This is a genomic window from Roseibium sp. FZY0029 (genome assembly GCF_036350355.1).
Classification (GTDB): domain Bacteria; phylum Pseudomonadota; class Alphaproteobacteria; order Rhizobiales; family Stappiaceae; genus Roseibium.
The window spans coordinates 145,217-165,802 of record NZ_JAZDVZ010000002.1; the positions used below are offsets into that span (position 1 = coordinate 145,217).

At 58.3% G+C, this 20,586-nt stretch carries 24 protein-coding genes; 12 read left to right on the forward strand and 12 right to left on the reverse strand.

Annotation, left to right across the window (positions count from 1 at the left end):
• Positions 1 to 3: 3 nt before the first annotated feature.
• From V1T76_RS05150 to V1T76_RS05165, 4 genes are all read right to left on the reverse strand, one after another.
• Positions 4 to 1,185: a GNAT family N-acetyltransferase/peptidase C39 family protein gene (locus V1T76_RS05150; protein ID WP_330559540.1), complete on the reverse strand. Its 1,182-nt coding sequence runs from the start codon at positions 1,183 to 1,185 to the stop codon at positions 4 to 6.
• A gap of 249 nt (positions 1,186 to 1,434) precedes the next feature.
• The gene (locus V1T76_RS05155; protein ID WP_330559541.1) at positions 1,435 to 3,222 is read right to left on the reverse strand and encodes a B12-binding domain-containing radical SAM protein; all 1,788 of its coding nucleotides are present in this window, start codon (positions 3,220 to 3,222) and stop codon (positions 1,435 to 1,437) included.
• Positions 3,223 to 3,300: 78 nt separating this feature from the next.
• On the reverse strand, positions 3,301 to 3,609 hold the full coding sequence (gene yidD, locus V1T76_RS05160) for a membrane protein insertion efficiency factor YidD (RefSeq protein ID WP_330559542.1): 309 nt from the start codon (positions 3,607 to 3,609) through the stop codon (positions 3,301 to 3,303).
• A 59-nt stretch (positions 3,610 to 3,668) separates the two neighbouring features.
• Complete coding sequence (locus V1T76_RS05165) at positions 3,669 to 4,121, reverse strand: iron-sulfur cluster assembly scaffold protein (protein ID WP_330559543.1); 453 nt, start codon at positions 4,119 to 4,121, stop codon at positions 3,669 to 3,671.
• 287 nt (positions 4,122 to 4,408) lie between these two features.
• Here V1T76_RS05165 and folE point away from each other — a divergent pair, with 287 nt between their 5' ends.
• Positions 4,409 to 5,044, forward strand: a complete 636-nt coding sequence (gene folE, locus V1T76_RS05170) for a GTP cyclohydrolase I FolE (protein WP_330559544.1) — start codon at positions 4,409 to 4,411, stop codon at positions 5,042 to 5,044.
• A gap of 46 nt (positions 5,045 to 5,090) precedes the next feature.
• Entirely contained in the window at positions 5,091 to 5,546 is a 456-nt protein-coding gene (gene hisI / locus V1T76_RS05175) for a phosphoribosyl-AMP cyclohydrolase (RefSeq protein WP_330559545.1), read from the forward strand.
• 104 nt (positions 5,547 to 5,650) lie between these two features.
• Here the strand turns inward: hisI and V1T76_RS05180 are convergent, their stop codons facing one another.
• A complete protein-coding gene (locus tag V1T76_RS05180) occupies positions 5,651 to 6,082 on the reverse strand; it encodes a CBS domain-containing protein (protein WP_330559546.1) in 432 nt (143 codons plus the stop codon).
• A gap of 281 nt (positions 6,083 to 6,363) precedes the next feature.
• Positions 6,364 to 7,152: a rhomboid family intramembrane serine protease gene (locus V1T76_RS05185; protein WP_330559547.1), complete on the reverse strand. Its 789-nt coding sequence runs from the start codon at positions 7,150 to 7,152 to the stop codon at positions 6,364 to 6,366.
• A gap of 555 nt (positions 7,153 to 7,707) precedes the next feature.
• Between V1T76_RS05185 and V1T76_RS05190 the strand changes: the two genes are divergently transcribed.
• The 3 genes from V1T76_RS05190 to V1T76_RS05200 all read left to right on the forward strand — a co-directional run bounded on the left by V1T76_RS05190 (position 7,708) and on the right by V1T76_RS05200 (position 10,427).
• Entirely contained in the window at positions 7,708 to 8,355 is a 648-nt protein-coding gene (locus V1T76_RS05190) for a PAS domain-containing protein (RefSeq protein ID WP_330559548.1), read from the forward strand.
• Between the two features lie 366 nt (positions 8,356 to 8,721).
• Positions 8,722 to 9,357 (forward strand): PilZ domain-containing protein, encoded by a 636-nt coding sequence (locus tag V1T76_RS05195; RefSeq protein ID WP_442970085.1) that lies wholly within the window; start codon positions 8,722 to 8,724, stop codon positions 9,355 to 9,357.
• A 548-nt stretch (positions 9,358 to 9,905) separates the two neighbouring features.
• On the forward strand, positions 9,906 to 10,427 hold the full coding sequence (locus V1T76_RS05200; protein WP_330559549.1) for a transglutaminase-like cysteine peptidase: 522 nt from the start codon (positions 9,906 to 9,908) through the stop codon (positions 10,425 to 10,427).
• 172 nt (positions 10,428 to 10,599) lie between these two features.
• On the opposite strand, the gene V1T76_RS05205 is transcribed toward V1T76_RS05200, so the two are convergent.
• Both V1T76_RS05205 and V1T76_RS05210 read right to left on the reverse strand, forming a co-directional pair.
• The gene (locus tag V1T76_RS05205) at positions 10,600 to 11,127 is read right to left on the reverse strand and encodes a gamma carbonic anhydrase family protein (protein ID WP_330559550.1); all 528 of its coding nucleotides are present in this window, start codon (positions 11,125 to 11,127) and stop codon (positions 10,600 to 10,602) included.
• Between the two features lie 6 nt (positions 11,128 to 11,133).
• Complete coding sequence (locus tag V1T76_RS05210; RefSeq protein ID WP_330559551.1) at positions 11,134 to 11,460, reverse strand: DUF6949 family protein; 327 nt, start codon at positions 11,458 to 11,460, stop codon at positions 11,134 to 11,136.
• Between the two features lie 282 nt (positions 11,461 to 11,742).
• On the opposite strand from V1T76_RS05210, the gene V1T76_RS05215 reads away from it, so the two are divergent.
• Positions 11,743 to 12,372 (forward strand): hypothetical protein, encoded by a 630-nt coding sequence (locus V1T76_RS05215; RefSeq protein ID WP_330559552.1) that lies wholly within the window; start codon positions 11,743 to 11,745, stop codon positions 12,370 to 12,372.
• An 85-nt stretch (positions 12,373 to 12,457) separates the two neighbouring features.
• Here V1T76_RS05215 and V1T76_RS05220 read toward each other — a convergent pair whose 3' ends face one another.
• Together V1T76_RS05220 and cysE are read right to left on the reverse strand one after the other, a co-directional pair.
• Positions 12,458 to 12,673, reverse strand: a complete 216-nt coding sequence (locus V1T76_RS05220; RefSeq protein ID WP_006940479.1) for a DUF3126 family protein — start codon at positions 12,671 to 12,673, stop codon at positions 12,458 to 12,460.
• A gap of 112 nt (positions 12,674 to 12,785) precedes the next feature.
• On the reverse strand, positions 12,786 to 13,622 hold the full coding sequence (gene cysE / locus V1T76_RS05225) for a serine O-acetyltransferase (RefSeq protein WP_330560218.1): 837 nt from the start codon (positions 13,620 to 13,622) through the stop codon (positions 12,786 to 12,788).
• 165 nt (positions 13,623 to 13,787) lie between these two features.
• Here cysE and V1T76_RS05230 point away from each other — a divergent pair, with 165 nt between their 5' ends.
• A complete protein-coding gene (locus V1T76_RS05230; protein WP_330559553.1) occupies positions 13,788 to 14,600 on the forward strand; it encodes an enoyl-CoA hydratase in 813 nt (270 codons plus the stop codon).
• A gap of 137 nt (positions 14,601 to 14,737) precedes the next feature.
• Here V1T76_RS05230 and V1T76_RS05235 read toward each other — a convergent pair whose 3' ends face one another.
• The gene (locus tag V1T76_RS05235; RefSeq protein ID WP_330559554.1) at positions 14,738 to 15,622 is read right to left on the reverse strand and encodes an alpha/beta fold hydrolase; all 885 of its coding nucleotides are present in this window, start codon (positions 15,620 to 15,622) and stop codon (positions 14,738 to 14,740) included.
• A 68-nt stretch (positions 15,623 to 15,690) separates the two neighbouring features.
• Positions 15,691 to 16,446: an alpha/beta fold hydrolase gene (locus V1T76_RS05240; RefSeq protein WP_330559555.1), complete on the reverse strand. Its 756-nt coding sequence runs from the start codon at positions 16,444 to 16,446 to the stop codon at positions 15,691 to 15,693.
• A 214-nt stretch (positions 16,447 to 16,660) separates the two neighbouring features.
• Here V1T76_RS05240 and V1T76_RS05245 point away from each other — a divergent pair, with 214 nt between their 5' ends.
• The 5 genes from V1T76_RS05245 (at position 16,661) to V1T76_RS05265 (ending at position 20,575) form a co-directional block, all read left to right on the forward strand.
• Positions 16,661 to 16,906, forward strand: coding sequence for a zinc-finger domain-containing protein (locus V1T76_RS05245; RefSeq protein ID WP_006940484.1), 246 nt, complete (start codon positions 16,661 to 16,663; stop codon positions 16,904 to 16,906).
• A gap of 15 nt (positions 16,907 to 16,921) precedes the next feature.
• Complete coding sequence (locus V1T76_RS05250) at positions 16,922 to 18,124, forward strand: FAD-dependent monooxygenase (RefSeq protein WP_330559556.1); 1,203 nt, start codon at positions 16,922 to 16,924, stop codon at positions 18,122 to 18,124.
• A 73-nt stretch (positions 18,125 to 18,197) separates the two neighbouring features.
• Complete coding sequence (locus V1T76_RS05255) at positions 18,198 to 18,941, forward strand: competence/damage-inducible protein A (RefSeq protein WP_330559557.1); 744 nt, start codon at positions 18,198 to 18,200, stop codon at positions 18,939 to 18,941.
• Positions 18,942 to 18,956: 15 nt separating this feature from the next.
• The gene (gene gpt / locus V1T76_RS05260; RefSeq protein ID WP_330559558.1) at positions 18,957 to 19,466 is read left to right on the forward strand and encodes a xanthine phosphoribosyltransferase; all 510 of its coding nucleotides are present in this window, start codon (positions 18,957 to 18,959) and stop codon (positions 19,464 to 19,466) included.
• 428 nt (positions 19,467 to 19,894) lie between these two features.
• Positions 19,895 to 20,575 (forward strand): L,D-transpeptidase, encoded by a 681-nt coding sequence (locus V1T76_RS05265; protein WP_330559559.1) that lies wholly within the window; start codon positions 19,895 to 19,897, stop codon positions 20,573 to 20,575.
• The last annotated feature ends 11 nt before the right edge of the window (positions 20,576 to 20,586 follow it).

Sequence of the window (20,586 nt, forward strand, 5' to 3'; positions counted from 1 at the left end):
GGATCAGGCGTCCTTTCGTATCAGGATTTGGGCACGAACCGCGTTACGGCCCCAACGGGCCATGCGGTCGAATTCGGCAAAAGGAATGGGAAGGTTGGCGGCATCCGCCGGACTTTCATGGCGCTCACGCTCCAGCCAGGGGTCATGGATGATCAGGTGGCGGTCGTCCGCATCGTGCACAAGTACCCAGTGGGGAACTTTCTGGCCGAACATGCGGTAGCCGGAGATGAGCACGATCGCGAGCGTTCCCTTGGCAACCTCGGCTGCAAGCACGGTTGCTTCCAGAGGATGTTCCGATCGGGCAACGCCAAGCTGCTCTGCCTCCGACCGGTATCCTTCCTGAACCAGGGTCAGAACTTTCCGCTTTTCTGGATTGCGGACGGAATTGAGAAACAGAAGTTCATCGGGAAACAGCCGGACCTCGACGGCGAGCCCGCGCCGTGCCAGCGCATTTGCAAGGCCAAACGGGCCACAGCCGCCATGGCCCGAGGCCAGATAGATCGTTGTCGCTTCCCGCCACAGCGTAAGCTCGGTCAAGGGTTCTGCCGGCACCGAGCGGTCGAAGTGCCGGGCCGCCATCAGCGCACAAGCCGGGCCGCAGGTGAATTCCGTCGTCTGCGAGTAATAAGGCGCGTTGCCTGTGCCCAGGACCGGGCCATGCAGCAGCTTTTCCATGCGCAGCGCAGCGCAGCCGTCCTCGTAATAGGCCTCTACCCTGCCCAGCTTGCGGTAGCCGCTGCGTTGGTAAAGCGCGATGGCAGCCTCGTTGTCCGCACGAACTTCAAGCCGCAGCACGATGCGCTCGCTGTCGAAGGCGGCAGCCTCGGAGGCTTCCAGCAGCCTTGCCCCAAGCCCCTGCCCCCGGCAGGCTGGATCGACAGCAAGTGAATAAAGCCTGGCCAAGGCGGTGCCCTGCCGCAAGAGCAACAAGGCGTAACCGACCAGTCCGTCCGACCCGGCTGCGACCACAAGGCGTGCGCGCGAACTCTCCAGAAAGCGCTTGAAGCTTCGCCGGGAAATCCGGTCCCCGGAAAAGGCAGCGTTTTCGATGCGGAACAGCTCGGCTAGATCGCCAGGCTCGGCAATGCGGATGAAAAGATCCCCGGTTTCGGCCTGGGGCGAAGCCTTGTCCATGGCGCCTGAAAAGACCCAAAGGCCGGTGCGCCGCGCCCGGTCTCCATCCAATATTGGCGACGGTCCTGAGGCAGTTTGAAGGCTGCGCGGACCTGTCGGCGGCCTTTGCGGAATACACCGATTTGAAGGTGCTGTCTTTGAGAATTTTCGCAGCGGCAACACATTTTTGGACCGGGTTGAAATTGCCCGGAACATTGCAGCGCCGCCACGCCTGTCGGAGCGGCTGCGATCATCGTTGCAGCAATGGGCATGACCTTCGGCTGGCTGTTGCTTCGGCGCTAGGCCTTCGCCTTCCTGTCATCAGAGCGAGGCTGCCTTCGCGCGGTCTTTTCCGGCCTTTGACAGCGCGGCATCGCGAAGCTGTTTGGCAACGGCTTCCGCACCTCCGCGTGTTTCCCGGATCATTGCCAGATCTTCCTCTTCGTTCCTGTTCATGGGCGCGATGGCAAGATCGGAATAAGTCCGCCTGTCGGGCGATGCCTTGACCTTCCGGTAGATCCGGTAAACCCGCCACACGGCCGAGAGATAGGCCCAATGCTTTGAGACGATTTCCGTAAGATACCGCGGATAGAACACCAGCGGACTTTCAAGCGGCATGCCGCCGCGCCGGTCCTTGCGGAATTTCAGGCGGAAGTAACCACCTTCCAGCGGATGCACGCCCTCGCATTCGACCATCAGCTTGAACCACATCATCAGGAACAATTTGTTGCCCGGTCTTCCCCTGCGGTGCGCGGCAGCCCGTCGCAGCACCGTCTCGATGTGGCCATCTGAATAGTAGCTTGCCCAGGCCTGCCGGTAGGCCTCCTCCCAATCCTCGTCACTCATTTTCGGGTGATGGCTCACCCGGTGATTGAGATCGTATTTGTTGAGGTCGGGATCCATCCAGATGCCTTTGCTCAAAAGCACCTTGTGGTCTTCAGACCCGGGAAGCGGCGTCAGGTAGAAAAACTCGAGCAGATCGAGAGGAAGCTCCTTCTTGATGATCTCGACATCGTGCAGGACCGACTCTTTCGTATCCCCAGGAAACCCGATGATGTAACCGGCATAGGTGGTTGCTCCGTGGGCCCGCCATTTCTGCAGCATCTCCCGGTATTCCGTGATCTTGTTCTGCCGCTTCTTCGCGGCCATGAGGTTGTCCGGGTTGATGTTTTCCAGACCGATGAACACCCGGTTCACCCCGGCCTGCGTCGCCTTCTCGATGAAACCGTCAATCCGGTGACAGAGCGTGTCCACCTGGATGATGAACTTGATGTCGAAGTTCTCCAGCTCCCTCAATTGGATCAGCCGGTCGAACAATGGTTCCCATTCCCGGTTTCGGGCAAAATTGTCGTCAGTGATGAAGAAGCGGTCGATGCCCTGCGCGACGTTGTCGCGAATGATCTGCTCAAGATCGTCTGCCGACCGAAACCGGCTTTTGCGGCCCTGCACGTTGATGATCGTGCAGAAGGAACACTGAAACGGGCAGCCACGACCGAGATCGAAGCTCGAATGTGATCCGGCCGTAAAGCGGATGTGCTGCGACGGCAGGATCGGTGTCGGCTCCCCCTCCAGTGAGGGCAAGTCCGCCATGAAATTGTAGAGCGGCTTCAAATCACCGGAAAAGGCATCACGGAAAACATCGTCCAATCGCCCATCCTCGGCCTCTCCTGCGAAATAGACGACACCTTCCTGTTGCAGCCGAACCATCTCATCCGGCATGTCATCGAGCATGGAAATGCAGCCGGAGACATGAAACCCGCCGATGGCAACCGGAAGGCCTTGCTTCAGGAAAATACGGGCTAGGTCGCCAGCACGCGGAAACTGGTTTGACTGAACCCCGACCAGCGCAATCAGGGCCTTTCCGCCTGCTTTTCGGATATCCCGGGCAATCTTTTCCGGACGAACCCGCTTGTTGGTTTCATCGTAGGTGTGAAGATGGATGCGGACATCCTTCCCAAGAACCTGACGGCTCCGCGCCGCTTCTGCCAAGCCGTTCAGACTGGCGAGTGTGTTGGAAGGAATTGCAGAACGAAGCCACTGGATCGGGTAGCCATCGTCGTCGTAATGAGTTGGTTTGATCATCACGAAATGGAAGTCGCGTCCGCTCATTCTTCCCTCCGCCGTCTGGCATGAGAAGCAAGCGTTGCACTGACCTGACGCTAGGTCAACAGCTGGTTAATCCGGCGTTCAGTCGAGACGATGTTCCGGCGGGATGTGCCTGCCGGTCCAATGACCGTAACGCCAGGGCAAAAACCAGCGCGCATCCGGCGGCAAGGTGTCCGGAACCGGATCGAAACCGGAGGCACCCCAGGGATTACACCGAAGAACCCGGGACAGACCAACCCACCCCCCGGCCCAGAAGCCGAAGCGGCGAATGGATTGTTCGGTGTAGTCGGAGCAAGTCGGCGCGTAGCGGCAGGTGCGCCCCATGAAGAGCGACAGGGAATGGCGGTAAAGCCAGATAAGCCCAATCGCTGCATATCCAATTGGAGACAAGCGGCCATCCGGCTTTCGCGGTTCGTTATGGAGAGAACACATGGAACGCCGAACCGCGGTCACGCGACCGCACTGTCTTCCTTGGCTTTCGCCTCGATCTGGTCGAGCGCATCGACAACGGCATCAAAGGTCAAGAGCGTCGAGGCGTGGCGTGCCTTATACTCACGGACCGGCTCCAAGAACTTCAGATCTTCGAAGCGGCCCGTGGGCGCCTCTCCGCCTTCCTTCAGCATGGCACGCATGGTCTTTTGCACGTCGCGCAATTCATCCGCGGTCGCGCCGATGACGTTCCTGGCCATGATCGAGGAGGAGGCCTGTCCGAGCGCGCAGGCTTTGACGTCATGAGCGAAATCCGTAACCACTCCGTCTTTCATGCAAAGATCGACAATCACGGTCGATCCGCAAAGTTTGGAATGGGCTTTTGCGCTTGCGTCCGGATGCTCGAGACGGCCGATCCGCGGGATGTTTCCGGCGAATTCGAGGATCTTCGCGTTGTAAATGTCGTCGAGCATAACTCGCCTCTTCGTGAAACCCTGTGATGCGCGACACATTGATGGCGCACTGCTTTCCTATATATACATCAGATGCCACAGCAAATTCGCAAGGGGCAGAGTGGTCGCAGTTGGTCTCCCGCATGACGCATGCAAGCTAGAAACCGGCTCATCCCGCTCAGAAACTGCGCGTTCGCTTTTTGTCTGGAGTATGATAAAGGTCCGCGGCTTGAAAGCCCGAACCATCTGATCTGTGCACCAGTGGACGCCGTATGACGAGTGACAAGGGTAAAATTGCGAGGATTCCCATGGACGCTGTCCTCAAGCCGGTAGAAAAAACATTCGAAAGAAAGACACCGGATCAGTTGCATCGGCCCAGCCGTGAAGAAGCTGAAGCTGCCGTGCGCACGCTTCTGGCATGGACTGGTGACGACCCGGACCGGGAAGGTCTGGTGGAAACACCCAAACGCGTCGTCAAGGCGCTGAGCCAGCTTTACAGCGGCTACTTCGAAGATCCTGCAGAGCATCTTGCCAGGACATTCGAAGACGTTGGCGGCTACAAGGACATCGTCCTTGTGCGCGGCATCCCGTTCCATTCCCATTGTGAACACCACATGCTGCCTTTCATTGGCGAAGCTCATATTGCCTACTATCCGGCAGAAGGCGTCGTCGGACTTTCCAAGCTGGCACGCGTTGTCGACATCTATGCCAAGCGTCTGCAAACGCAGGAAAACTTGACTGCGCAGATCGCATCAGTCATTGACGATGCGCTGGCGCCGCGTGGCCTGGCTGTGATGCTGGAAGCCGAACACCAGTGCATGACCATGCGCGGTGTTCAGAAACCTGGTGTCTCAACGATCACCACCCAGTTCACTGGCGTTTTCCAGGACGATCCTGCCGAGCAGGCAAAATTCATGTCTCTGGTGCGCGGCAAGGGCCTCTGACGTTCCAGCCCTTGCGTTTACGAAAGACGGCAAGGGCTTACCTCCCATGTGCAACACTCACCTGTCTGAACGCGGCGACAAGGAAACGGTCGAAAACGGCGATCTGTTGATGCCGAAATTCGACCGGGACGGCCTGATTGTGGCTGTCGTCACCGATGTGACGTCAGGCGATGTGCTGATGGTGGGCTACATGAACGCCGAAGCCCTGAAGCGGACAATCGAAACCGGCGAAGCCTGGTACTGGAGCCGCTCGCGGCAAAGTTACTGGAAGAAGGGCGAGACCTCCGGCCAGGTCCAGACCGTGCACGAGATCCTGACCGACTGCGACCAGGATGCCCTGGTGCTGAAAGTCTCGGTTGCCGGAAACGGCGCGACCTGCCACGTAGGCTACAGATCCTGTTTTTACAGAAAAACCGTCAAGAACGGCGACGGCGCCGTGCATCTGGAGCGTGTTGAAACCGAACGGGTTTATGATCCCGACGAGGTTTACGGCAAGAGTTGAGACAGTTTCCACCCCTGCCAGCGATCATATAACCAAATTCTCAGGCGATCATCCCGGCCGCACCTCATGCGCACCGGGATGTCATTGTTCGAAGGCTGCTTTGCTCAAGCCATCGTGATGTAGCTGCGCATCTGCTCTGCTTCGAGCTCAACCTGCGCAATCTTGAATTTCACGACGTCACCGATGGAGATCACCCCGGTCAGCTTGCCGTCTTTCAAAACGGGCATGTGGCGGAATCTGCCCTGGGTCATCCGTGCCATGACTTCGTTGATATTGTTCTCTTCGGTGCAGGTGACGACCGTTTTGGTCATGACACTGGAGACCGGTGTTTTCAGCGCAGACACGCCTTGTGTACCGATGACACGAACGATGTCCCGCTCTGACACAATGCCGTTCACGGCACCCTCATCGTCGGAGACAACCACGGCACCGATCTTGTGTTTTGCCAGGGTTTCACAAATTTCGCTGAGCAACGCGTCGCTGCGCGCTGTGATAATATCGTGGCCTTTCCCACTCAGGATTGCGGCTACGGTCATTCAATCACCTCCCATGGCATCAATCGGTCCGTTTTACCGGACCAGATCAACCAACGCTCAATCGGAAGCGATCAAACGTCTACAGTTGATCGATCTGAATGCAGTCTTCCAGCCGGCCTCCGCAAAGCGGTGTTCCAGCTGCTTGACCACCTTCGCATCGACTGGGGCTGAACGTCCATCCGAATCCGGCAGGACGCCTCCCAGTCTGGAAGGTATCATGGCAAAAAAATCAGCCCGCGCAAACTGTTGACGTTGCGTCTTGAAAGCCCTTCAGCCTGACCTCAGGAATTCCGCCGCTGCGGCACCGGGTCAAAGAAAGGAAACAGGGCAAGGCCTGCGACGAACCCGCCGATGTGGGCTTGCCAGGCAACACTGGCCGGCTGGCCCGCCACGGGACCGCTCATCAGTCCGAAGAACAGGTTGAGCCCGAACCACACCGCGACGAAGACAAGAACCTGCTGATTGCGCAGACATTCCGCCAGGGGCTGAGCGGGAACGAAATAGGCCGTCGGATCGTTGCTGCGGATTGCCCCCAGCGGACCTCCACGCTCGAACACGAAGCGGATGGCCGCCGCCATCTGGCCGGATATGGCTGCCGAGGCCCCGATCATGGGTGCCCCCTCGCCCCAATGGGTGGCCAGGTGAGCCAAGGCCCCGCCAACTGAACAGGCGGCTGAAAACACCAGGAAGCGCCCAACGCCGAAGCGTCTGGCGACGGCACTACCGAAAATCGCCATCCAGAGCAGGTTGAAAATAATATGCATGGCCCCGCCATGCAGCAGGCTGTAGGTGACGAAGGCCCAGAGGCTTGAGACGAGATCCAGCGGCTGCAGGCTGCTGAAATAGGCGTATTTCACCGGCCAGAACGCGAACAGCTCTATGATCAGATTGGAAATGTTCACCGGCAGGATCATTTCCCGCAGAACATGGATCGCAATCAGGATACCGCCGAGCCAGACAATGATACCAGGCAGATTGAAGACAGGCGGACCGGACGGCCGTTGAGGACGCTGTTCCTTCTGGGCTTTCTCACGCCGGGCGCGTTCTTCATCGATGCGGTAAACGTTCATGGACCCTCTGCCTTTCGTGTCTTTCTTCTAAGCCAGATCGAAGACAAAACAAGAGCGGTTCGACCGCCCGATGCCGAGAAACCGGGTTTTGGTGAATTTGATTTGCCAGTTCCCCTCCACCAGAAACCTGAAAATACAAAGCGCCGGCCACCCGAAAGGTGACCAGCGCTTTGCGATGCCCCCCGAAAATCGGTCGCGTCCCCACGACGCCCGTTCAGGACAATTGCTCACTTCTGCCGGCGCTTGTTTTACCGAGGCAGCTCTTGGCGGCTTACCTATCGGCCCGCAGCCTGGCCTGCAACATCAGGTTCCTCCCACCCGCTGTCTATGTGAACTGTTCGTTAAGCTGCCAGCCAAAATGCCGCAAAACAAGCTTTACTGAAAATTAACCTTAATTTCCGGCCCGCCAGCACACTTTAGCGCCTCCGGACACTTGGCACGCCCCCTGCTTTGTAGAGGTCAAAAATCAACAGGGAAGCAATTTCGTCCCGTTTTGGAACAAGCAGTGTCTTGAGACGAAACACCGGGCGCAAGAATGGCAAAGAGGCGAACCAGATGAAACACGGCGTAACGCAAACTCTTTACAACTACTGGGACAATCTTCGCGGCGCACGCCCCGCGCCGAACCGCAGCGAAGTCGATCCGGGTGAAATCCGCGGCCTGCTCGGCGACACGTTCATTCTCGAAACGAACGGCCCCAAGGACGTGCGCTACCGTCTGGCCGGCACGCGTCTGTGTTCCGCCCATTGCCGGGAACTCAAGGGCCGCAACTTCCTGCGTGGCTGGAGCGTGAAAGATCGCGAAGCGCTGGAAAGCCTGCTGGCCGCCATCACCGAAGATGCAGCCGCTGCCGTGATCGGCATCAATGGCCACACGGAACGGGGTCAGATCCTGCAAATGGAGATGTTGCTGGTTCCGCTGAACGTTCCCGGTGAAGGACGGATCCGTGTTCTGGGCAGCTGCACTCCCATGGAAAAGCCCTACTGGATCGGCCTGCATCCCATTTTGAACCAGTCCATCAGCAGCCTTCGCCTGGTCTGGCCGGACGAGCGCCCCTATTTCGTGGATTCCCCCGCGGCGACGATCAATCCGATCCTGCCGCGTTTCACGGCAGAAGGTCTCGCCATGCCGACCCCGCCCCTACCGAACGGAGCGGAGCGCAAGGTCGGCCATCTGACTGTCTATTCCGGCGGAAAGTCCTGATCCGAACCGCACTTCCGGTGCGGTGGTTTGCCTGTTTGCCTAAAAACATCGGGCCGGCTGAGAATCAGCCGGCCCGATGTCTTTTGAAAGCCCGTCAAATTGCGGTCCTCTCAGCCGGAAATAAGTAGACCCTTCCGGATTTTTACTCCCGATATCTTTTCTCCCCAGGCCGGAAATCTCTCCAAACGCCGGCATCGCGGCCCTGCCCGCATTTTTATCGATCCCAAGTCTGGACCTGAGCCCCTTCTGAGCTACACTCTTACACATCGTTAACCCCAGCTACCTAAAGTGTTTGAGCAGACGTCTTTTGAATCGCATCTCAGCCGGGGAAAATGCGATTTGCGCATCGTTTTGGATAGAATGGGCATGAGCGCCGGAGTGGCAACAGCAACCGAAGGAAGCAGATCGCTTCAAGTCACTGACCGCCGGCGCCATCAACGTGTCCAGGTCAACATTCTGGGCCGCTTCATGCTAGAAGACCGGCGCGAATATCCCTGTCAGGTTATCGACATGTCGCCAGGTGGCATGGCCATGATCACACCGGTCACCGGCAGGGTCGGCGAGCGCGTGATTGCCTATCTCGATCACCTGAGCCGCGTCGAGGGCACGATTTCCCGTCTGATAGATGGTGGCTTTGCGGTGGAACTGCGCAACACCGTGCGCAAACGCGACAAGATCGCCAACGTTCTCACCTGGCTCGCAAACCGGGACGAGCTCAATCTTCCCGAAGATCGGCGCCACGACCGCTTCGTGCCCAAGAACCCGATGACAAAGATGATCCTGCCGGACGGCTCGGAGCATGTCTGCCGGATCATAGATGTGTCCCTGTCAGGCGCGGCCATCGCCACGGATATCTTGCCGGAAATGGGCGACTCGATCACGCTCGGAAAGATGCATGCGCGTGTCATACGCCGCATCGAAGGCGGCATCGCAGTCGAATTTGCAGCCGTGCAGAGCCGCGAATTGCTGGAACAGCACATATCGGCACCCGAGGATAGCTGACGGGCGCATTTCCGCCTGACACAAGTGCTCATTCAAGATTTTGACAGACCCGGCCTTTTGCCGGGTCTTTTCGTTTTCAGACGGCAATTTAGACAGTGTTTGAGGCGGCGGCACTCCCTTTCCTTCAGCGCTCTTTTGAAAAAATCAAAAAAACTTTCGCGCTCCTTTCCCGCTCTCGGGGCAGGAGAAAGGGTACGTTTCAGCCCGTTAAACGCGCTATCGAACGCCTGTTTTCAGCCACCTGACGATCGCCAATATCTCGATATTTCAAGGGCTTCTGGAGGATAGATCAAATTTTATGAAAATTTTCCTCCAAATTGAATTAAAGTAAATTCAAATAACTATAAAAACAAATTCAAACACCTATAAAATACAAATAGAGTTTTACTTTGAAGATTTTCTCCAAGTAAAAATCATTCAGTCATCGTTACGTCAGCCTTGGGGAGGGCGTTACGATGAAACTACTTCAAAGAACTGTACTCGCATCTGCAATGTTGTTTTCGTGCACCGTCCTGGGATCGGTTGCACAGGCAGATCCCGGTCGCTTCATGGACATGAAGACGGTTGTCAAACCACCCGTCGGTTATGAGCAATTCTGCCGCGACAACGCCGGGGCTTGTCCGAATGAAAAGTACGAACCGGTAGTCGTGAAGCTGGATGAATCTCGCTGGAACGAACTCATTGCCATCAACAAGGAAGTCAACCGCCGGATCCGCCCGATGACCGATCAGGACCTCTTCGGCAGGGAAGAGTACTGGACGTACCCGGTCAACGGTTATGGCGACTGCGAAGAATATGTCCTTGAGAAACAGCGCGTGCTGCTTCAAGCCGGCTGGCCCAAAAGCGCCCTGCTGATCACCGTCGCCAAGGACACGCAGAATTCGGGACACGCGGTTCTGACAGTTCGTACCGACCATGGTGACATGATCCTCGACAACCAGATCGAGGCAGTCCTGCCCTGGTACTCGACACCCTACCGCTACATCAAACGCCAGTCCGCCAACTCGCCCGTGCAGTGGACAGGCATTGCCGACACGCGTGTGACCACCGTCAGTAGCGTGTCCAATTAGGATTGGGATTGGTCCGGCAGAAAGCCGGCCTCTAGGACGATCCGGTCGCGTCCCCACCCTCCCCATCCCTACCACGACCGGATCCAGGGAACCGGCCTGCCCCCCGCGGGCCGGTTCCCGCCTTTTCAGACCCGGCTACGAGGGTCGGTTCAACGGAACAGGTCAGAAGGGATCAGAGTTCCCGCAGTCCGGCCTTGAAACGGCGCCAGTTGCGCACGTAGCCGTCAGCGGAATTCGCGATTCCGTTCGCCGCTTCCAGCGGCAAAGTCTTCACCACCTTGCCAGGCACGCCGACAACGAGTGAATTGTCCGGAATTTCCTTGCCCTCTGCGATCAGTGCATTCGCCCCGATGATGCAGTTGGAGCCGATGACAGCGCCGTTCAGGATCGTCGCGCCCATGCCCACCAGCGTATTGTCCTTGATCGTGCAGCCGTGCAGGATGGCCTTGTGGCCGATCGTGCAATTGGCGCCGATGGTCAACGGAAAGCCCATATCCGTGTGGAAGACACAGCCGTCCTGCACATTCGAACGCATGCCGACGGTAATCGGCTCGTTGTCACCGCGCAGCACCGCGTTGAACCAGACACTTGCAGCTTCGTGAAGAATGATATCGCCGATCAGCGTTGCATTCGGCGCGATCCAGTATTCACCGTTCTCAGGGAAAACGGGCGAACGTCCATCAAGAGCAAAGACCGGCATGAGACCTCAGGTGTAACCAACCATGATCAGGGCGACGTTGATCACCATAACACCGGAACACATGCTCCACATACCGGCGATGGTGGAAGAGGCGACCAGCCAGCCCAACGGCCGCTTTTCGATCCTGCGTCCCCGAATGGCATTGCGCATGATGATGAAGGGCCCGGCGAACACGCACAGGAACATCCCCGCAAGAAACGACAGGATCCCCTCCCCATCGAACGAGAACTTCGGCGGCTGCTTCGTGATCAACTGATAGAGGCTACCCAGTACACCCGACGCTACAAATCCGGCGCATGCAATATATCCAACGATAAGAAGATTGAACAACACGGCCGTTAACCCCCTGTTAACTCTTTCCCGCGGAAAGTGATTAAGAATTCGTAAAGGGTCAAGAGCAAAGACTGTGCCGGATCGGCAAATGCGCCAAATCCCTTCCTTTGAGCCACCTGGAGCGGCGTTGACACCTTCCCCCAGCGGGACACCTGTACCGTTTCAGGACAGTCTGTCCCAGAACAGTGCACACCGAACCAAGGGACTGAAGTCGTGATACCCGTCTCCTTGCCAGGGCCAATCAGGACAGACCCCCGCCACTTCACCTGGCTGGCTTTGGCAATGTGTGTGCTTGGCACGGCTCATATTGCCGGAAAGGTCTACACCTGGTCGTTCGGCTGGCCAGCGGAGGCAAGTGTCAGACATGACCAGCCAGTACGCTTTGCCATCGGACCGACCCACTTTGAAATGCCGCTGAACCTGATCGCGACAGCTTTTCAGAAACGGCAGGCCCTTGGAGCCAATGCTGAATTTGCAACCCTGCGGCTGAACCTTCACTGGTCGTCAAGTGCAAGCGGAGACGGTGACACAGGCTGGACAAGCCCGGCGGAAATCCAGGTCGAACTTGAGAGCAACCCGGGCCGGGAAAGCCTGCGGGCAAGGCTTGATCCGTTTTACAGGCGCCTGGCCCGTGGAGGCGAGAAAAGAGGCCCTGCCGGCTTGAAGGTGCTGACGCTGTCTGCGCGCCGCGCGACAGCGACGGATCTCATCGTCTACGACCCGGCCGTTCAGAACGGCTTCATCGCGCGCTGCCGGAAAGAGCCTTCTTCCGGCAAGGCCCGCTGCCATCGCGCCATTGTCTTCGCCTCCGGCCTGGAGTTGCGCTACAGCTTCGATCAGTCGCTATTGCCCGACTGGCGCCGCCTGGATGAAGACGTCGTCGCCAGCATCGAAAGCTACCGGATCAAATAACTGGTCTCCCCGAATAGACAGAACACGAAAAAGGCGGCTCCCGAGGGAAGCCGCCTTTTTCAAAACACGATCACAAGCCTGAACCTCAGACTTCGTCCAGATCGATTTCCAGGATTGCCATCTGGAAGTTCCAGCTCAGATCTTCATCCTCATCATCCCGGAAGATGACGCCGATGAACTCATCGCCGATATAAACCTCTGCAGAGTCGTCCTTGCGCGGACGGGCCTGCACCTTGATGGTCTTGTTCTCGAACTTCGAACGCAGATAGGCTTCGATCTTTCGGATTTCGTCGGGTTTCACGGCGCTCTCCTGTTCTTTTCTTTCATCATCATTCTGGCGCGGACCCTACAGGAGCGAACGGAAATGCCAAAGCCTTTCCGCAAGCTTTCCCCGTCTTCCTGAAACCGGAAATTCAATTCGATTGACTGGCATCTTCGCCGAGCAGTTGATTCATGCTGCGCGCCGGTTCTGCGCAACCCGCCTTGCCGACAATCTTGGCTGGAACCCCGGCAACGGTGGTGTTTGCAGGCACGTCCTGAAGTACGACCGATCCCGACGCGATGCGTGAGCAATGGCCGATTTCCAGGTTGCCAAGTACCTTGGCGCCCGCTCCGAGCAGGACGCCGCGGCGGATTTTCGGATGACGGTCGCCGTCTTCCTTGCCGGTCCCGCCGAGGGTGACGCCCTGCAGAATCGACACATCGTCCTCTATCACCGCAGTGCCGCCAACGACGATACCTGTGCCGTGGTCAATGAAGATACCCTTTCCGACAGGAACTGCCGGGTGAATATCAATCTGGAACACTTCCGAGGAACGGCTCTGCAGATAGAGGGCGAAATCCTTTCGGCCCCGGCGCCAAAGCCAGTTCGCCAGCCGGTGCGTCTGTAACCCGTGAAAGCCTTTGAAGTAGAGTACGGGCTCCAGGAAACGGAAGCATGCCGGGTCGCGGTCAAAGACAGCAACAATGTCGACACGGAAGATCTTGGCCAGCTCCGGCTCATCAGCCAGCGCTTCAAGGTAGGTATGGCGGATCAGCGATGCGGAAACGATGTCCCGGCCCAACCGGTCGCCAAGGCGATGGACCACGGCCTCTTCAAGGCTGTCGTGGTTCAGAACTGTTTCATAGACGAAGGACGACAGGGCCGGCTCTGCCGCGACCATCGCTTGTGCCTCATCCCGCAATTGATGCCAGACCGGATCATGCGTCGGAACTTCTTTCAAACCGGTCTTGCCGATCGATGCTGACATGGCCTGTCTCCTTTTCAAGCCGTCACGAGTGGCCCTTAAAATAGGACTGTCGTCTGATATTCCCAAATCAAACTTCCTGATATCAGATATGACTGTCTCGAATGAACCCTGATAGCCGAAGATTTTCAGCAGCTTGCGAACTGAATCGTATTTTGAGGTTAAGTCATGCCTACGCAAACGTCCCAAACAGCCCCTTCCGGCAACCCGATGGTGGTTCGCAGCGGTCAGATTGCGGAACTTGTGCTGAATGCCCCGGACAGGAAAAACGCGCTGCCGCTTGCAGCCTGGCAGGCAATCCCGGGTCTGCTGGCCGACCTGGCGCAGGATCCTGACATCCGGGTGTGCATCGTGCGCGGTGCCGGGGGCAAAAGCTTTTGCGCAGGTGCAGACATTTCGGAATTCGAAGCCATCCGCTCCACGCCGGAAGCCGCCAAACGCTACGATGACATCAATGTGGCTGCCTTCAAGGCCTTGAAGGCTCTGCCTGTTCCGGTCATTGCGGCAATCGAAGGTCCTTGCCTGGGCGGCGGGCTTGGCCTCGCTCTCGCCTGCGACCTGCGGATTGCTGCCCGCTCCGCCTTTTTCGCCATTCCCGCAGCCAGGCTTGGCCTTGCCTATCCACCCGAAGCGCTCGGCGATCTGCTGGAAGCTGTTTCGCCTTCCAACGCCAAGAGACTGCTGTTTTCGGCCGAGCGCCTGACGGCGGAAAAGGCGCTCGATATGGGCCTCGTCAACGAGGTGGTGGATGACACGCAGCTGAACCGCCACATTGAAGCGCTGAGCGCGGTACTATGCGCCAATGCGCCTCTTTCCCTGAAAGCGGCAAAGCAGGCCATCAACCGGCTGGCCCTGCCCGGCATTCAGACAGACGCTACCACCGATCTCGCAAACGCGCAGGCCTGCATCGACAGCGCCGATTACCGCGAAGGCTGCAGGGCTTTTCTGGAAAAGAGAGCGCCGGTGTTTTCCGGGGTCTGACAGCAACGGCCGCACGGAACCTGACCTGAATCAACCTGTGAACACTTTGGATCAGAAGATTGAAACGACTCCGCTATTCGGCCCCGACCGAAGAACGAACACTTGCCGGTATTTGACCGCCTGATCAGTCTCAGGCCTCAGGCCATGGCCGCGTCGGATTTGAGCGCGATCAGGAAGTCCTCTACAGCTCCGGCGAAAACATCGTTGCGGTCACCGGCAACCATGTGCCCGGCGTCTCGAATATCAGTAAATTTTGCGTGCGGGACCTGCTCCTGAAACTCACGCACATGATCCATCGAGACCAGTTCGGAGTTCTGCCCTCGGATCAGCAGAACCGGCAGGGAAAGATTGCCGGCCGCTGCCAGCATGCGCTCCTGGGATTCCACCGCCTTGTCCTCATCCTGATGATGTTTGGACTTCAGGAACGCCGGATCCCAATGCCAGCGATAGCGGCCATCGGCGTGGAGACGAAGGTTCTTCGACAGGCCCGAGAGGTCCTTGGGCCGCGTCCGGTTCGGCAGGTAGCGGGCAATCGCATCGGCAGCCTCTTCCACGTCGGCAAAGCCATCATCAACCCTGTCGCCCATGAAGCCCAGGATCTTGGCAACACCGCCCATGTCGATCCGCGGCGTGATGTCCACCAGCACCAGTGCGGAAAGACCGCCTGTGTTTTCCTGTCCTTCTGCCAGCATGCCAGCAAAGCCGCCCAGCGATGCGCCGACCACAACCGGCTTTGACTTGTGCAGGGCCTCAACCTGACCGGTGACAGCCACAAGGTCCTTGGCGAAATCGTCGAATGTGTAATTGCCGGAGGCGACCCAGTCGCTTTCTCCGTGTCCGCGCTGGTCCAGCGAATAGACCGGGTGGCCGAGATCCGCGATTCTGCGCGCTGCTCCATCCCACGAATGCCGGGTCTGGCCGCCGCCGTGGAGCATGATTACCGGCAGATCCCCTACCCCGTAGCGATCTGCAACCAGACTGTTCCTCTCCGCACCCTGGAATTCAACACGCTTCGGCCCCATGCTACCTCCCACATAACCCGATCACCCATGCCGAACGCCTGAAAGGGCCCGTTCGGCGGTCCCGAGCCTTACGCTTCTACGTTGTTCAGGAACGCCAGAACGCCCTGTTTGTGCACCTTGTCGCCCACCGCAACCATGTGGTCGCGGCCAGGAATCTCAAGAACCTCCGCATGCGGGATCAATGCCGCCAGCTTGTGCGGCGATCCGGCAATGTCATCTTTCGTGCCAACGGCAATCAGGACAGGCCGTTCGATACGCGCGACGTCTTCCTCGCTGATTTTCTGACGAGAGGAGCGCATGCAGGCCGCCAGTGCCCGCCGGTCGGATCCCGTCTGCTCGGCAAAAGCCCGGAAGGCCCGCCCGGTGCGGTCGGAGACGTCCTGGATGCGGTCGGCCTCAAGCGCTGCTGCGATCGGTTCCGGATCGCCGACACCGGAAATCATACCGTAGCCAAGACCGCTGAAGATCGCGCGCCGAACCCTGTCCGGATGATTGAGGGTCAAAAAGGCTGAGATCCTCGCCCCCATGGAGTAACCCATGACGTCGGCCCGTTCGATGTTCAGATGATCGAGCAGGCGCTTGGCATCCTCAGCCATGACCGGCGCGCCATAGGCAGCCGGATCGTAGAATTTCTGGCTTTCGCCGTGGCCCCGATTGTCGATGGTGACCACACGCCTGCCGTCATCCACCAGCAGGTCGACCCAGCCGGGGTACTGCCAGTTCACCTGCTTGTTGGATGCAAACCCGTGGATCAGCAGGATCGGGTCACCCTCGCCCTGATCCTGATAGGCGATCCTCACACCGTCGAACTCGAATTGAGGCATCTAAGACTTTAACCCTTACGTAAACGGAATACCTAATTGCATGGTAGAGTAAGGGGTTTAGGCAGCGAAGGTAAAGCCCATTTCCAGGTTAAGCTGCGGCCCGCCTGCGGTTGTGGATCGCAGACTACGGGTCTACCCATATATTTTACAAATGGATATGGTCCGCAAAATTTGCTATCGGGGTCCAACCCTTTCGAGACAGAGGAATTTCAACATGGCGGATCATGTCGTCCCGCATTTCCAGAACTCCAGCGGACACGATTCGGTGGCCATCGGCGCACGGGAATTCATGTGCATCGGCGCAAATCCTCCGTTCGATCACCCGCATGTGTTCCTGGACATGGGCAGTGAGAACGAGGTGGTTTGCCCCTATTGCTCCACGCTCTACAAGTTCGACAAGACACTGCAGGCAACCGAATCCTCGCCTTCAGACTGCACCTGGGCACCTGCTGCCGCCTGATAAATTGGCCTGATCATGAGCAACAACGGCCAGATCGGTCATCCGATCATCATTGCCGGCGCCGGTATTGGCGGTCTGACGGCTGCCCTCAGCCTGCGCGCTCAAGGTCATGAGATCGTCCTTATGGACAAGGCGCGGCAATTGTCGGAAGTCGGCGCCGGTCTGCAGCTATCCCCCAATGCCTGCTCCGTGCTGGACCAGCTCGGCGTGCTGGAAGATCTGGCGCCGTATGCATATGCCCCGGATTTCGTGAAGATCTGGTCGGCAAAATCCGGTGAAGAGCTGGCCAGGGTCACCATGGGCGCCTTCCTGAAGGAGCGTCATGGCTATCCCTTCTGGGAAATCCACCGGGCAGATCTGCAACGCGTTCTTCTGGAGCACGTGCAAGCCACCGACGGCATTTCCCTGCGCCTTTCCAGCGAAGTTCTCGATCTGGAAGCCTCTCCCTACGACCACCTGATCTGCATGTTCCAGGATGACGAGATCACCGGAAATCTGCATTGCAAGGCACTCATCGGCGCAGACGGTGTCTGGTCCAAAACCCGCCGGCTTATTCCAGGGCACGAAGACGCACATTTCAGTGGCCAGGTTGCCTACAGGGCGACCGTGCCACTTGATGCGGTTCCCGCGCGCTGGCGGCAGGATGCCGGCCTGTGGTTCCACAAGAGCGCGCATCTGGTGCATTACCCGGTTCGCGGCGGACGGGAACTTAACATCGTCGGGCTTGTCGAAGAATCCTGGAAGGACGAAACCTGGTCTGCAAAGGCAAACAAGGAAACCCTCCTGAAAATTTTCAGGGACTGGCCAACCGAGGTTCGAAACCTGCTGACGGTCCCCGAAACCTGGTTGAAATGGGCACTGTGCAGCGTCAGTGCTGCGGGCCCCTGGACCCATGGCAACATTGCCTTGATCGGCGATGCCGCTCACGCAATGCTGCCGTTCATGGCCCAGGGGGCGGCAATGTCCATAGAAGATGCTGCGGTGCTGGCAAAGCATATGCCAAAGGACGTCGAGAACATTCCTGCGGCCTTCAGGGCCTTCGAGCGACAACGCAAAGACAGGGTCCAGCACATCCAGGGCATTTCCTTCAAGAATGCCCGCACGTTTCACTACGGCGGCGCCATGGCCTTTGCCCGCGACACCGTGTTGCGACTGTCGAAACCGGAAAGCCTCGCCGCCCGGTTCGATGATATTTATGGCTGGACTCCCGGGCAATAAGCCCGCTTTCGCTTGAGCCAAGCCTCAAGCTGGGATAAAGCCAATCCCCATCCATGTGTCAGGGAGTGCGAAGATGACCGGTCAGAGGGCAGATGACGTTGTAACGGCTGCGTTTCTGGTCATCGGTGACGAGATCCTGTCCGGCCGCACCAAGGACAAGAACATAGGCTTCCTCGCCGATTACCTGACTGCGCTCGGGATCGACCTGAAGGAAGTGCGCATTGTTCCGGACGAAAAGCCGGAAATCATAGGCGCTGTCAATGCGTTGCGGGCGCGTTACGACTACGTGTTCACCTCCGGAGGCATCGGCCCGACTCACGACGACATCACCGCGGAAAGCATCGCCGAAGCTTTCGGAGTTCCTCTGAACCTCGATCCGCGCGCCGTCGCCATCATGGAACCGCATTACCCGCTGGGACAATTCACTCCGGCCCGCCAGCGGATGGCCCGGATTCCGGAAGGCGCCGACCTTATTGAAAACAAGGTGTCCAAGGCTCCCGGCTTCCGGATGGAAAACGTTCACGTCATGGCGGGTGTGCCGTCCATCATGCAGGCGATGATGGACGCGCTGGCACCTGACCTGCGGACAGGCAAGAAGATGCTGTCGGAAACGGTTGCCGCCGATATGCCCGAGAGCCGCATCGCCGAGCGCCTCGCCGCCATTCAGGATGCACATCCGCAAACCCTGATCGGATCTTATCCGAGAGCGACGGACGGCAAGTTCAGCACACAAATCGTAATCCGCTCGCGGGACGAGGCCATACTGATGGCCGCGGTCAAGGACGTGGCGGACGCAGTTGCAGACCTATCGGGATAATCTGAAGGACTAGAAATGGAAAACCCAGCCCAAAACAAAGCATTCCCTGTTTCCTGGGACATGTTTCACAGAGATTCCCGCGCTCTGGCCTGGCGCCTGTCCAGCGAAGGCGAATGGAAAGCCATCGTCTGCATCACCCGTGGCGGACTGGTCCCGGCCGGCATCGTTGCACGCGAACTCGGCATCCGCACCATCGAAACCGTCTGCATTGCGTCCTATCATGATTACGACAGCCAGGGCTCGCTCAAGGTCATCAAGCCGATCGACCCCAAAGTCGTCGACCTGGAAGGCGGCCAAGGCAGCGGTGTTCTGGTCATCGACGATCTGGTCGACACCGGCAAGACCATGAAGGTCGTTCGCGAAATGCTGCCGAAGGCCCACTACGCGACCGTTTATGCAAAGCCGGTCGGCGTGCCCATGGTCGACACCTTCATTACGGAAGTTTCGCAGGACACCTGGATCTATTTCCCCTGGGACATGGGCTGGCAGTTTCAGCCGCCGCTCGCCAAGGATACCGCGGGCTGACACCCGTTCCACGGACAGGCCAAACCCCGGTCCACGTCCTCATTGTGATACCCGATAGTGGTGACCCGGGGCGATTGCTTCAACCACATTGTCATCCCCGCGAAAGCGGGGAACTAGTAACCTCATGGTGTCCTGGTTTCCCGCTTTCGCGGGAATGACAACTGGGAAAGGTTGAGGTTCGTGACAGGAACCGCGAAAACAGCGTCCTCTGATACTTTCCAGTCAGGTTCACAGGTCATCTTCCGTTAATTCGACAGCCGGCCGGTCAGACATCGCGTTTGGCCGGTCGATTTGCGTCTGGGACACAAGATCATTCCTTAAAGGCAGCTCAGACTCCTGAGAAAAAAACACGGCAAATCAGAACTTTGGCGGCTTTCATGCGTTGCTCATAGGAAAACATCCTCAGACAGCCTACTTCGGGAAACGGAATGCTCACCAGACGTTTGTTCCTTGCCTCCGCCGCAGCCGCTCTTGTGACCGGCTGCGCTTCCAGCCAGCGAACCGGACAACTTTCAGGTCCTGGTTACCCAGCCAATGGTCCGGGAGGAGCTGTGCGCATATCGCCCGAGTACCTTCAGATGTACCGTGCAATGCCTGAAGAACCCTACCCGATCCCGGCGGTCGATCTGTCCAAGATCAATCCGGTCTACTACCGCCAACTGGTCAACTATTCCGCTCCCGAACCGGCCGGCACGATCATCGTCGATACGCCCAACCGGTTTCTCTACCTGACCATGGAGGGTGGTCAGGCCATGCGCTATGGCGTCGGCATCGGCCGGGAGGGGTTTGCCTGGGGCGGCCGTGCACGGATCGCCCGCAAGGCCGCCTGGCCCAAGTGGACGCCGCCCTCAGAAATGATCGACCGACAGCCCGAACTCGAGAAATACAGGAACGGCATGCCGCCGGGCCTCGACAACCCGCTGGGTGCACGGGCACTTTATATTTTCGAAGGCAACCGCGACACGCTCTACCGCCTGCACGGCACCTCGGAAACCTGGTCCATCGGCAAGGCGGTATCGTCCGGCTGTGTGCGCCTGCTCCAACAGGACATCATCGATCTTTATAACCGTGTACCCAGTGGCACGCCGATTGTCGTGCGGCAGGCGTAACAGCAGTCGCC

Bases quoted from the DNA above. Each gene is read 5' to 3' on its own strand.
- gpt (WP_330559558.1), top strand. From the start codon at position 18,957: ATGGAAAACCCAGCCCAAAACAAAGCATTCCCTGTTTCCTGGGACATG.
- V1T76_RS05235 (WP_330559554.1), bottom strand. From the start codon at position 15,622: ATGGGGCCGAAGCGTGTTGAATTCCAGGGTGCGGAGAGGAACAGTCTG.
- V1T76_RS05205 (WP_330559550.1), bottom strand. From the start codon at position 11,127: ATGCCGGTCTTTGCTCTTGATGGACGTTCGCCCGTTTTCCCTGAGAAC.
- V1T76_RS05165 (WP_330559543.1), bottom strand. From the start codon at position 4,121: ATGCTCGACGACATTTACAACGCGAAGATCCTCGAATTCGCCGGAAAC.
- V1T76_RS05265 (WP_330559559.1), top strand. From the start codon at position 19,895: ATGCTCACCAGACGTTTGTTCCTTGCCTCCGCCGCAGCCGCTCTTGTG.
- V1T76_RS05230 (WP_330559553.1), top strand. From the start codon at position 13,788: ATGCCTACGCAAACGTCCCAAACAGCCCCTTCCGGCAACCCGATGGTG.
- cysE (WP_330560218.1), bottom strand. From the start codon at position 13,622: ATGTCAGCATCGATCGGCAAGACCGGTTTGAAAGAAGTTCCGACGCAT.
- V1T76_RS05250 (WP_330559556.1), top strand. From the start codon at position 16,922: ATGAGCAACAACGGCCAGATCGGTCATCCGATCATCATTGCCGGCGCC.
- V1T76_RS05155 (WP_330559541.1), bottom strand. From the start codon at position 3,222: ATGAGCGGACGCGACTTCCATTTCGTGATGATCAAACCAACTCATTAC.
- hisI (WP_330559545.1), top strand. From the start codon at position 5,091: ATGTGCAACACTCACCTGTCTGAACGCGGCGACAAGGAAACGGTCGAA.
- folE (WP_330559544.1), top strand. From the start codon at position 4,409: ATGGACGCTGTCCTCAAGCCGGTAGAAAAAACATTCGAAAGAAAGACA.
- V1T76_RS05200 (WP_330559549.1), top strand. From the start codon at position 9,906: ATGGACATGAAGACGGTTGTCAAACCACCCGTCGGTTATGAGCAATTC.
- V1T76_RS05215 (WP_330559552.1), top strand. From the start codon at position 11,743: ATGTGTGTGCTTGGCACGGCTCATATTGCCGGAAAGGTCTACACCTGG.
- V1T76_RS05195 (WP_442970085.1), top strand. From the start codon at position 8,722: ATGAGCGCCGGAGTGGCAACAGCAACCGAAGGAAGCAGATCGCTTCAA.
- V1T76_RS05255 (WP_330559557.1), top strand. From the start codon at position 18,198: ATGACCGGTCAGAGGGCAGATGACGTTGTAACGGCTGCGTTTCTGGTC.
- V1T76_RS05245 (WP_006940484.1), top strand. From the start codon at position 16,661: ATGGCGGATCATGTCGTCCCGCATTTCCAGAACTCCAGCGGACACGAT.
- V1T76_RS05185 (WP_330559547.1), bottom strand. From the start codon at position 7,152: ATGAACGTTTACCGCATCGATGAAGAACGCGCCCGGCGTGAGAAAGCC.
- V1T76_RS05240 (WP_330559555.1), bottom strand. From the start codon at position 16,446: ATGCCTCAATTCGAGTTCGACGGTGTGAGGATCGCCTATCAGGATCAG.
- V1T76_RS05180 (WP_330559546.1), bottom strand. From the start codon at position 6,082: ATGACCGTAGCCGCAATCCTGAGTGGGAAAGGCCACGATATTATCACA.
- V1T76_RS05190 (WP_330559548.1), top strand. From the start codon at position 7,708: ATGAAACACGGCGTAACGCAAACTCTTTACAACTACTGGGACAATCTT.